This is a genomic window from Sandaracinaceae bacterium (assembly GCA_020633055.1).
Classification (GTDB): domain Bacteria; phylum Myxococcota_A; class Polyangia; order Polyangiales; family Houyiibacteriaceae; genus JADJJE01.
In genome coordinates this window covers 72,175-83,772 of the sequence record JACKEJ010000010.1, presented here as the reverse complement: position 1 = coordinate 83,772, position 11,598 = coordinate 72,175, and the positions used below count along the sequence as shown (strand labels likewise).

The window sequence follows — 11,598 nt, the reverse complement described above, 5'->3', positions numbered from 1 at the left end:
CGTCGCAGCGGGTGCGGCGCGCCCAGCGGTCGCGCTTCCACGACGCGCGCCCAGAGCGTCCGCACGCTACGGCGAGACGTCCGAGTCCAGCGTCCATCGCCCGCGGGGGTGACGCCGCCGCCGCCCACACGCGATGTCGTCCGGGCGGTTGTTGGGCACCAGCCACTCCAGGTTGCCGGGGCGCGAGCGGGTGCCGCTGTAGCGCAGGCCGGGCCGGAACAGGCGCGCTGGGTCGCAGTTCTGCCCGTTGTACATGAACTCGAAGTGCACGTGCGGGCCGCGGCTGATGCCGGTGCTGCCCACCTCGGCCAACACGCCCCCGGCGCGCACGCGCTCGCCCGCGACCACGAAGTTCACGGAGTTGTGCGCGTACAGGGTGATCCAGCCGCCCTGGTGGATGACCAGCACGATGTTGCCGTAGCCGCGGATGCCGTCGCCCGAGTAGCCCACCAGGCCCGGGGCCGACGCGCGCACGTTCCAGCCGATGTCCCCTGCGATGTCCACCGCCAGGTGGTAGCCCTGCTCGCCGGAGCCGTAGCCGCGCACGAAGCGCCCGTTGGTCACCGGCCAGCGCAGCGTGCCCGCGAAGCGCCCCGCGTTGCCGCCCGCCGCGCGCAGCCAGCGGTCTTCCACCAGACCGCCCAGCAGCTTGTGCCCCGCGCGGTCGGTCCCGAGCCCCAGCAGGCGCGCGCGTCCCAGCGCCCGACGCTGCGCCGGTGTGATGGGCCGCTCGGCCGAGGCCTGCCGCGACCCCGGCCTGGGCCCGCGCCCAGGGATGAACAGCCGCCGCCCGGTGCGCAGGTCGCTCACGTCCTCACGGCTGAGGCTGTTGGCGCCCATGATCTCGCTGGCCCCCATGCGGTAGCGCCGCGCGATCTCCCAGATGGACTCGCGCTCGCCCACGGTGTGCCAGATGCCGCGCCCCTCGGGCCGCACCGAGCTGCGGATGTCGCTGGCCTCGATGCCCGGGATGAGGATGCGACGCCCCGGCCGCAGGCTGCGCACGTCGTCGTCGTTGAAGGTGTTGGCCTCGAGCAGCTGGTCCACCGTCTTGTCGTACGCGTTGGCCAGGTCCCACAGCGTCTCGCCTTCGCTCAGCGTGTGGTACGCGCCCGCCGCCAGCTGCTCGTCCGTGCCCCCGTCGCCGCTGCGTACGCCTCCGTCGGCCACCTCTTCCACGGCAAGCTCCACCCCTGCGTCCTCGGTGCTGCCCGAGGGCTCGAGCGGCCCGGTGACCCCGGGGATGCGCAGCACCTGGCCCGGGTGGATGCGCCGCGCGTCGCGGCGCGTCATCTCGTTGGCGTCCAGGATGTCGCGCACGGACACCCCGTAGAGCTGCGCGATGTCCCACAGGGTCTGGCCCTGGGCGATGGTGTGCTCGGCGAACTCGCCCTCGGCGCCCGCGTCGGCCTCTTCGGCGACGGACGGCTCGGCCGCCACCACGGGCTCCGGCTCTGTGCTCTCGGGCTCGTCACCACCGCCGCACGCTAGCGCGAAGCACAGCGCGGAGGAGGTGGCCAGCAGGGTCGTGGGGAGGGAACGAGTCACGAAGCGGGGGGAGGGTAGCAGGGGTTGCCGGGGAGTGCCCGGACGGTGCCCGGATGGGGGGTGGCTCGCCAACGCCGCGTGTCCGGCGTGTGTTCCCTGCGCCCGCTGCGGGTGCCCGTGCCTCGGCTCAGCGCCCGCGCAGGTTGTCGGCGAGCTCGTCCAGCGCGACACCGAAGTACGGGCAGGTGGGCGCGAGCGGTGCACACGGTCCACTGCGCAGCGCCGCGATGGCGGCGTCGAGCTCGGCGGCTGGCTCGTCGCGCGCGAGCAGCTCGAAGGCGTAGGCGCAGCCCAGAGGCCACACCAGGCGCACCACCGTGTCGGCGGTGGCGTTGGCGCAGGCCTCCACCTCGCCCACCGTGGCCTCGCACCCCGCGTAGGGTGTGAAGTCGTGCACGTCGCACATCAGGTCGGTCACGGGGATGTCCTCGGCCTCGGCCAGGCAGCGTGTCATCTCGGTCTCGCACGCCGGCTCACCGCGGATCAGGCCCAGCACCAGCGCGCCCGTCATGCACTCGCCGCGTTGCGCGAGCTCGAGCGGGTACAGCGCGTCGATGTAGCGCATCGCCTCTTCACAGAACGCCTGCTCCTCCTCGGGGCTCTGCCCCAGCAGCGGGCGCTCGGGAGGGACCCCGGACTGAAACGTCGGGACGCGCGCGGCGTCGCCACAGCCCTGCGCCAACAACGCGATCACCCCAGCGATGACGATGGCCCTCATGCGGACTCTTCCTTTTCGACGCGGTCGAACACGGACCACGGGACGAACACCGCGTACAGACGGTGCGGGGCGACGATGCCCTCCGCGGACACCCATTGGTCCGCGACCTCGCGGAGCGCCGCGGCCTCGTCCGCAGACACCAGCTCGGCCAGGGCGGCGCAGGCGGCGGCGCGCCAGGAGCCGAACTCGGTCTCCATGAGCCCATCCACGGCGGCCCTCAGCGCTCGCTCGGCCCCGACGTGGTCGCCAGCCTCCGCGGCGAGCGCACCCAGCACCATGTGTCCCGCGGGGCCCAGGCCGCCCAGGGGTTGGTCCAGCAGCGCGCGTGCGTGGCGGGTGGCCCGCCGAGTGTCTCCGTGGCGGGCCGCGCAGCACGCCACCAGCTGGTCCACACGCGCGCGGTTGATCTGGTGGCGCAACAGTCCCGCGCGCTGCGCCCGCTTGTGCGTCGCGACGGCCAGCCTGTAGGCCTCTGCAAACCGTCGCTCGTAGGCGTACACCACGGCCCGGGTCACGGCCTCGAGCAGGTGAGGCAGCAAGAACGGCTCCGCGGGCCAGCCGTCGAGGGCCTCGTCGAGCGCTTGGTGGGCGCCTGCTGGCTGGTCCACCGCGAGGTGCTGAAACGCCGCGCACGCGGTCCCCAGCACGGCGGTCGCGTAGCTGTCGCGTCGCCGCCGGGCGTCCTCGCGGTGCTCGGCCAGGTCGTGCAGGGCCGAGCGGTAGCGACCCCCGGCGATGGCCGAGAAGTACCGGAACAGCCGGCCCGTGGTGAGCTCCCACGAGGCTCCCGTGGCGGCGCCCAGCAGCACGGCCTCCGACTCGTGCAGGTCTCGCTCGGCGTCGGTCAGGCGCCACTCCGTGTACGCCAAGATGCCCCTGGCGAAGAGCGCGGCCGAGATGGCGTAGGGGTCGCCGCTGGCCTCGGCGCGCTGCTGCGCGTCCGCGATGATGGCCGCCCCGCGCACGCGGTTGCCCATGGCCGACCGCATCGCGCCCTCGCTCGCCAGCGCGATTGCCAGCTGGCGCGCGTCGCCGTACTGCCGCGCCAGCAGCAGCCGCCGCGTGTGGATCAAGGCGCCGCTGAGCGGGTCAATCAGCAGCAAGACGGCGCTGAGCGCCGTGAGCACGTCGATGCGCCGTCGCTGTCGCTCGTCGTCCTGCCCGGCCGGCACCTCGGACCGCAGCGCGAGGGTGGCGCGGGCCGCGAGCAACGCCGTGAGTGTGCTCGCCTTGCCACGTGGGAGGGTGATGGCCTCGTCCCGGGCGACGCTGCGATACACGTCCAGCGCCGCGTCCACGCGACCCGTCTGGAGCAGGCCCTCCGCAGCGAGGCGCCGCAGATCGCGCGCGTCCTGATCCGTGCGTCCTGCCGCGGCCGGCAGCGCCAGGGCGGCCGCTTCGCTCCCGCGCCCCGCGGCGACCAGCGCTTGGACCAGCTGCACGGCGAGGCGCCCCCGCTCCCCCTCGCTGGCGAGGCTGGCGGCGCGCCCCAGCAGCTTCGCGGCACGGTCGAAGGCCAGCTGCTGCATGGCCTGTTCAGCCGCCGTGCGCGCGTGCGCCACTGCCAGCGTCCGGTGTCCCGCCTCCGCGTGGTGGTGCGCGAGGTGCTCGTGCATGGCGGGCTCTTCGACCTCCAGCGCCTGTGCCAGCAGCTGGTGGTAGTCCCGACGCAGCTCGGCCGTCAGCGTCCCGCCGACCACCTCGCGCAGCCGGTCGTGCTGCGTGTCCAACATGAGCGTGCCGCCCACGTTGTCTTCGCGCACCCAGTGGTTGCCGGTGAGCACGGCCGTGGGGTCGTCCTCCTCCACGTCGCCGAGCGCGCGGCGCGCCACCTTCAGGGGCAGCGGGCCCTCCGACACCGCGACCAGGTGCAGCAGGCGGCTGGCCGCGGGCGAGAGCCGTGAGAAGCGCGTGCGGATCGCGTGGTCCACCGACTCCACCGAGTCGATGGCGCGACCGGCCTCTGCTTCTGCGCGCACCAGCCGGGCGAGCTCGACGATCCCAATCGGCAGCCCTTCGGCGGCCGTCGCGATGGAGTCCGCCAGCCGCGCGCTGTCGGCCGAGTCGTCCCCCAGCAGCGACGCGGCCAAGGCGACCGCGGCGGCGTGATCGAGGGGGCCGACGGGCAGCTCCAGGAACTCCCAGCGGAGGGACGCGTCGTTGATTGCCCGACGCAGCAGCGACGCGAAGCGCGGCGGGGCCTCGTCGGCTTGCCTGTAGCTCACCAGGAGGCCGACGCCGCCCAGCGACGAGGTGTTGGCGAGCGCGCCCGCCAGCGCGAGGCTGTCGGCGTCCGCCCACTGCACGTCGTCGAGCGAAATCACCACCGGACAGTACGCAGCGAGGCCGCTCAGCAGCTTTCGGACGGCGCGAAACGCCCGGTCACGCGTGTGTTGGCGCGCCTCCACACCAAGCGGCTCCGTGGTGTCGGCGTGGAACCCCACCAGCGCGGAGAGAGCCGGGAAGATGCGTGCCAGCGCGGCCACGTCTTCGCCACCGAGCGCGCGGAGCACCTCGCTCACCCGCTCGGAGTGCGCCGTGACCAGCTGGTCGATCACGCGATCGAAGGCGTTGAACGGGACGACCTCGCGTGGGTAGCACCGGCCCGTCAGCACCACGGCGCGCTTCTTGGCCCCGAACGCTTGGAGCGCCCGCGTGACCAGCGCCGACTTCCCCGCTCCGGACACGCCTCGGATGAGCACGATGGCACCGCGGCCCCGCGCGAGACGCGCGAGGATGTCCTCCAGCGCAGCCAGCTCCTTGTCACGCTGCACCAGCGGGGCGCCGCGTGGACCGGGGGGCAGGGAGGCGCGCGCGCCGGTGAGGCGCGCCAAGATCGCCGCGGCATCCGGTCGGGCCGCCGGGTCGCGCGCCAGCAGCGCCATGCTCAGCTCCGCCAGATCCGGCGCGACCTCGGGCGCCAGCTCGTGCAGGGGCCGCGGCTCCGCGGTGAGCTTCGCGACGATGATGCTCGTCGCGTTCCCTTCGAACGGCCGCACGCCGGACAGGGCCTCGTACAGCATCACGCCGAGGGCGTACCAGTCCGTGGCGGGGCCCAGGTGGGTCTCCCCGCGAGCCTGCTCGGGGGCCATGTAGGCGACCGTGCCCACGATGCGCCCACTCCCCCGGCCGAGCTCCGTCGCGACGGGCTGCACCAGACCGAAGTCGAGCAGCACCACGCGCCCGCCGCGCGACACCATGCAGTTGTTGGGCTTCAAGTCCCGATGCACGAGGCCCTCGGCGTGCAGCGCCGACAGCCCGTGCACCAGCTGCTCCACCGCCCGGCGCAGGCGCGCCTCGTCGACCCGTGTCACGCCCGCGTCGCCGTGTGTGTCCGTTTGGGCGGCGTCGTCGCCGTCGGTCCAGCCGGACGAGCCGAGCGTGCGGGCCACCACGGTGCTCACGTGCGGTGCGGCGCGCAGGTCTCCGCCCGGGCGACAGTGCTCGAGGAAGTCCACGCCATCGATCAGCTCCATCGTGAAGAAGGAGCCCTGTGGCTGCACCACCAGGTCGAGCAGCCGCACCAGGTTGGGGTGCTGCAGGTCCGCCAGCACCCGGAACTCGCGCTTCAGCGCCAGCGTGCCCTGGGCGCTCCCGTCGGGGATGAGCTTCAGCGCGACGTTTAGGCCGCGCGCCGCATCGAAGGCCTCCAGCACCACCCCCATGCCGCCACGGCCGAGCTCACGGATGACCTCGAAGCGCTTGCTGATCGCTACCAGCGTGGTCGCGGCGTCGTTGGTCATGGCCTGATGGTGAGGGCTACGCTCTCACGCGTGGTGACCTTCCGTCCAGCCCGGCTCCGCGGGCGTGCCACAGAGCACGTCACGCGTGCGCCGTCGATGCGTCCGCGCCGGGTTGCGGATGGCGACGGCTCGGACGACAACAGGGCGGTGCCTGCTGGAACGGACGACTCGAACCACGCGGACCAGACACCCGACGGCCAGCGGGCGACGCAGGCGGTCGCGCCGGTTGCGCTGACCGTGGCCGGCTCGGACCCTTCGGGCGGGGCTGGCGCCCAGGCGGACCTCAAGACCTTCCACCAGCACGGCGTGTATGGCGCGGCCGTGATGAGCCTGCTCACCGTGCAGAACACGCGCGGCTGCGAGCAGGTGGTGGTGCTGGACGCGGCGCTGGTGGCGGCGCAGCTGCGCGCCGTGCTGACCGACCTGCCGGTGCGTGTGCTCAAGACGGGCGCGCTTGGCTCGGCGGCCAACGTGCGCGCGGTGGCCGAGTGCCTGCGCGACGCGTCCGCCCGCCGTCCGCCCCGCGTGGGCGAGCCCGATGTGGCGCAGCCGCTCCTGTGCGTGGTGGACCCGGTGCGCTTGGCCTCGGCCGGCCCGGGGGGCGCGCTGCTGGCCGAGGACGCGCGTGACGTCCTGCGCCGTGAGCTGCTGCCCCAGGTGACCGTGCTCACCCCCAACCTGGCCGAGGCCGCTTGGCTCACGGGGCGCGAGGTGCAGACCCTGCCCCAGGCCCGCGACGCCGCCCGGGCGCTGCTCGACCTCGGACCCCGCGCCGTGCTGGTGAAGGGGGGGCACCTCAGAGGGCCCGCCGTGGACGTGCTGGCGATCGACGGATCGCTACACGAGCTGCGCGCCGAACGCGTGGAGACGCGTGCCGGGCACGGGACGGGCTGCAGCCTGGCGAGCGCCATCGCGGCCCGTCTGGCCCATGGGGAGCCCATGCTTCCCGCGGTGATTCACGCCAAAGCCTGGGTGCGCGAGGCGCTCGTGACGGCCCCGGAGCGAGGGGGCGGGACCTGGCCCTTGAACCACTTCGCGCCCGTGCCTTTGCGCGCCCGTGACGACTGACGGGCTTGCTCTGCCGCGTGGCCCTTGGTATCTGCGCAGCCGCACGCACTCCTGAACGCGAGTGCAGTCGTTGGGCGATATGGCCAAGAAACCAAAGAAAACGCAGCCCGAGCTGCCCATCCAAGACTTCGCGGACGCCTCGCTGGCCGAGGAGACCCGCCGCCGCTACCTCAACTACGCGCTGAGCGTCATCACCGCGCGCGCCCTGCCGGACGTGCGGGACGGCCTCAAGCCCGTGCAGCGGCGCATCCTCTACACCATGCACAACGAGCTGCGCCTGCGCAGCGACGCCAAGCACCGCAAGAGCGCCGCGGTGGTGGGCGACGTGATGGGCAAGTTCCATCCGCACGGCGACACCGCGCTCTACGAGGCCATGGTCCGCATGGCCCAGACGTTCTCCATGCGCCTGCCGCTGGTGGACGGCCGCGGCAACTTCGGCTCCCCGGATGGGGACTCGCCCGCCGCCATGCGTTACACGGAGGCGCGCCTCCAGGCGCTGGCCAACGAGCTGCTGGACGACCTGGGCAACCGCACGGTGGGCTTCCGCCCGAACTACGACGGCACGCGCTTCGAGCCCGAGGTGCTGCCCGCGCGCTTCCCCAACCTGCTGGTGAACGGCTCGCAGGGCATCGCGGTGGGCATGGCCACCAGCATCCCGCCGCACAACCTGGGCGAGGTGGTGAAGGCCTGCCTCGCGATGATCGACGACCCGGACATCTCGCTCAAGGGCGTGCTCAAGTTCATCAAGGGGCCGGACTTCCCCACGGGCGGTGAGCTGCTGGCGAGCAAGGCGGAGATCGAAGAGGTCTACGCTACGGGCAGCGGCAGCCTGAAGCTGCGCGGCACGTGGAAGCTCGAGCCCGGCGACAGCAAGCGCGACCCCGACCTGATCGCCATCAACGCCATCCCGTACGGTGTGGAGCGGCGCGCGGTGGTCGAGAAGATCGCCGAGATCATCATCGCCAAGAAGCTGCCGGGGCTGGTGGACGTGCGCGACGAGTCCACCGAGGACTGCCGCATCGTGTGCGAGCTGAAGCCGGGCGCCGACCCCAACCTGGTGATGGCGTACGTCAACAAGCACACGCCGCTGCAGATGAGCATGCAGGTGAACCTGACGTGCTTGATCCCCACCAACGACTACGACATCGCGGACGGCGTGCCCGAGGCCGGCGTGGAGATCGTCGTCCCCGGCGGCGACGTGTGCGCGCCGCAGCGGGTGGACCTGCTGACCGCGCTGCGGCACTTCCTCGACTTCCGGCTGGAGGTCATCACGCGCCGGCTGCGCTTCGAGCTGCTCAAGCTGTGGGAGCGCATCCACATCTTGGAAGGCTACGTCATCGTCTTCGACGCGCTGGACGAGACCATCAAGATCATCCGCAACAGCGAGGACAAGGCCGACGCGGCCGCCAAGCTGACCAAGCGCTTCGGGCTGAGCGACCTGCAGGTCGACCACATCCTCGAGCTGCGCCTGCACCGCCTGGCCAAGCTGCAGATCCTGGTCATCCGCGAGGAGCTGGCCGAGAAGCAGGCGCGCGCCGCCATCATCGTGCAGCAGCTGGGCAACCAGAAGTCGCGCTGGAACATCGTGCGCGCCGAGCTGCACGAGCTGCAGGACAAGTACCTGGACCTGCGGCGCACCAAGATCCTCACCAACGTGGACGAGCCGGCCTTCGACGCCGAGGAGTTCATCGTGGACGAGGACGCCATGGTGGTCGTCACGGTGCAGGGCTGGGTCAAGCGTCAGGGCAGCGTCAAGGACGTGTCCAAGGTGCGCGTGCGCGAGGGGGACCAGGTGCTCGCCATCGTGGGCGGCTCCACGCGCTCCAGCGTCGCGTTCTTCTCCAACCAGGGCACGTGCTACGTCACGCGCATCGTGGACATCCCGGCCACGACGGGGCACGGCTCGCCCATCCCGACCTTGTTCAAGATGGGGGACGGCGAACGCATCATCTACGCGGTGGGCATGGACCCGCGCATGCTGGACGTGCCCGCGCCCACCGAGGGCAGCAGCGAGCCGGAGGCGCCGTTCGTGGTGGCGGTCACCAAGCAGGGCATGTCGCTGCGGCTGTCGCTGCGCGGGCACCGCGACCCCAGCACCAAGGCCGGGCGCAAGTTCACGCGCCTCAAGGACGGCGACGAGGTGGTCTTCGTGGGCTTGGTCGACGAGGGCAACGCGCTGGCTTGCTGTACCCGTGAGGGGCGCGCGCTGGTATGCAACAGCGACGAGGTCAACGCGCTGGCTGGCGCTGGCCGCGGCGTGACGCTCATCAAGCTCAGCGGCGACGACTACGTCATGGGCGCGGGCGTGCTCACGCGCGACTCCGACGTGCTCCTGGTCAAGCGTGAGGGCGGCAACGAGTACCGCATCACGACCCGCAAGTACGAGCTGGTCTCGCGCGGCGGCAAGGGCTTCTCTCTCTTCAAGCGCGGCTCGGTGGAGAAGGTCGTCATGGACCTGCCCGAGGCCCCCGAGATTCCGGCAGGTGACGCATGAGTTACTCCGCAGATCAGATCGAGGTCCTCGAGGGCCTGGAGCCGGTGCGCAAGCGCCCCGCCATGTACATCGGCGGCACGGACCGCACGGGCTACCACCACCTCCTGTGGGAGATCGTGGACAACTGCGTGGACGAGGCCATCAACGGGCATGCGTCGCGCATCGAGGTCACCATCGACGCGGACCTCAAGGGGGCGCGCGTGGCCGACAACGGGCGCGGCATCCCGGTGGACAAGCACCCCAAGTTCAAGAAGAGCGCGCTCGAGCTCATCCTCTGCACGCTGCACGCGGGCGGCAAGTTCGGCGGCAAGGGCTACGCGGTGTCGGGCGGCTTGCATGGCGTGGGCTCGTCCGTGGTGAACGCGCTCAGCGAGCGGCTCGAGGCCACCATCTGTCGTGAGGGCAGCGAGTACCGCCAGAGCTACGAGCGCGGCGTGCCCCTCGCGCCCGTCAAGAAGGTGGGCGAGGCGCGCAAGAAGGGCACGGAGATCTACTTCAAGCCCGACCCGCAGATCTTCGGCAAGAGCGGCGCGTTCGAGCCGGACCGCATCCGCGAGCGGCTGGAGGCCACGAGCTACCTGCACCGTGGGCTCAAGATCGTGCTGCGCTTGGAGAGCGATGGCTCGCGCGAGGAGTTCCACCACCCGAACGGCATCGCGGACTTCCTCACCAAGCTGGTGGCGCAACGCAAGAAGCCCCCCATCCACCCGGTGGCCTTCACCTACGAGCGCGAGGGAGACCCGCGCGTGGAGGTGGCGCTGCAGTGGACCGAGGGCACCGACGAGCTCATCAAGAGCTACGCCAACGGCATCCCCACGGGCAACGGCGGTACGCACGAGAACGGCTTCAAGCAGGCGGTGAACAAGGCCATCCGCGGCTACATGGACGCGCACAACATCGCGCCCAAGGGCCTGAAGATCGTGGCGGAGGACATCCGCGAGGGCGTGGTGGCGCTGGTCAGCGCCTACGTGAGCGAGCCGCAGTTCCAGGGCCAGACCAAGGACCGCCTGAACAACGCCGAGGTCACCGCGCCCATCGAGAACGCGGTGCGCACGGCGCTCGAGCAGTGGCTGCACAACAACTCGTCGGCGGCCGAGGCCATCATCGCGCGCATCATCATCTCGGCGCGCGCGCGCCAGGCCAGCCGCGCGGCCAGCGCGCAGGTGAGCCGCAAGACCGCGGTCAGCCACCGCCTGAACCTGCCCGGCAAGCTGAGCGACTGCGCCAGCACGGACCCGGCGGACTGCGAGCTGTTCCTGGTCGAGGGTGACTCGGCCGGTGGCAACGCGAAGGCGGCGCGCGACCGGCGCACGCAGGCCATCTTGCCGCTGCGCGGTAAGGTGCTGAACGCCGAGCGCGCGACCGACGCGCAGGTGCTGGCCAACAAGGAGCTGCAGAACATCGTCAGCGCCTTGGGCACGGGCATCGGCAAGGGCTTCGACCTGAGCAAGCTGCGCTACAACCGCATCTTCCTGCTGATGGACGCCGACAGCGATGGGCACCACATCGCCACGCTCTTGCTGACGTTCTTCTACCGAAAGATGCCGTCGCTCATCCGCAACGGGCACGTGTTCCTGGCGCAGCCGCCGCTGTTCCGCATCGACGCGGGCAAGGAGACGTACTGGGCGCTGGACGAGCAGCAGCGCGACCGCGTGCTGCGCGGGCTGCCGCGCAACGTGAAGCCCGACATCAGCCGCTTCAAGGGGTTGGGCGAGATGCCGGCGAGCGACCTGAAGGAGACCACGCTGGACCCGCGCCAGCGGCGCGCGCTGCGCGTGACCATCGAGGACGCGCTCGAGGCGGAGACGGTCATCAGCCAGCTGATGGGGAAGGACCCGCAGAGCCGGTACGAGTTCATCATGGAGCGCGCCCGACAGGCGGATGCGGAGGAGCTCGACTTGTAGCCTGTGCGGGGCGGTTGCGTCGGAGCGGGACGGCGGCGGGGTGGGTCCCGCGGCGGGGCCGGTCGCGCTGGGGCTCCCTTTGGTGCCTCCCCCATTTCTACGCGCCTTTGGCGCGTGAAATGG

General features: G+C 71.7%; 6 protein-coding genes. 3 read left to right on the top strand and 3 right to left on the bottom strand.

Annotated elements, in window-relative coordinates; all coding sequences use genetic code 11:
- Positions 1–66: 66 nt before the first annotated feature.
- The 3 genes from H6726_22870 to H6726_22860 all read right to left on the bottom strand — a co-directional run bounded on the left by H6726_22870 (position 67) and on the right by H6726_22860 (position 6,009).
- On the bottom strand, positions 67–1,548 hold the full coding sequence (locus tag H6726_22870) for a LysM peptidoglycan-binding domain-containing protein (protein MCB9660506.1): 1,482 nt from the start codon (positions 1,546–1,548) through the stop codon (positions 67–69).
- A 127-nt stretch (positions 1,549–1,675) separates the two neighbouring features.
- Positions 1,676–2,266 (bottom strand): hypothetical protein, encoded by a 591-nt coding sequence (locus H6726_22865; protein MCB9660505.1) that lies wholly within the window; start codon positions 2,264–2,266, stop codon positions 1,676–1,678.
- Positions 2,263–6,009, bottom strand: a complete 3,747-nt coding sequence (locus tag H6726_22860) for a protein kinase (protein ID MCB9660504.1) — start codon at positions 6,007–6,009, stop codon at positions 2,263–2,265. The genes H6726_22865 and H6726_22860 overlap by 4 nt, the downstream gene beginning before the upstream one ends.
- Positions 6,010–6,105: 96 nt before the next feature.
- On the opposite strand from H6726_22860, the gene thiD reads away from it, so the two are divergent.
- The 3 genes from thiD to H6726_22845 all read left to right on the top strand — a co-directional run bounded on the left by thiD (position 6,106) and on the right by H6726_22845 (position 11,475).
- The gene (gene thiD, locus H6726_22855) at positions 6,106–7,077 is read left to right on the top strand and encodes a bifunctional hydroxymethylpyrimidine kinase/phosphomethylpyrimidine kinase (GenBank protein MCB9660503.1); all 972 of its coding nucleotides are present in this window, start codon (positions 6,106–6,108) and stop codon (positions 7,075–7,077) included.
- Between the two features lie 79 nt (positions 7,078–7,156).
- Positions 7,157–9,571, top strand: coding sequence for a DNA topoisomerase IV subunit A (locus tag H6726_22850; protein ID MCB9660502.1), 2,415 nt, complete (start codon positions 7,157–7,159; stop codon positions 9,569–9,571).
- Positions 9,568–11,475 carry a type IIA DNA topoisomerase subunit B gene (locus tag H6726_22845; GenBank protein MCB9660501.1) on the top strand — a complete coding sequence of 636 codons (1,908 nt, stop codon included), beginning with the start codon at positions 9,568–9,570 and terminating at the stop codon, positions 11,473–11,475. The genes H6726_22850 and H6726_22845 overlap by 4 nt, the downstream gene beginning before the upstream one ends.
- Positions 11,476–11,598 lie beyond the last annotated feature (123 nt).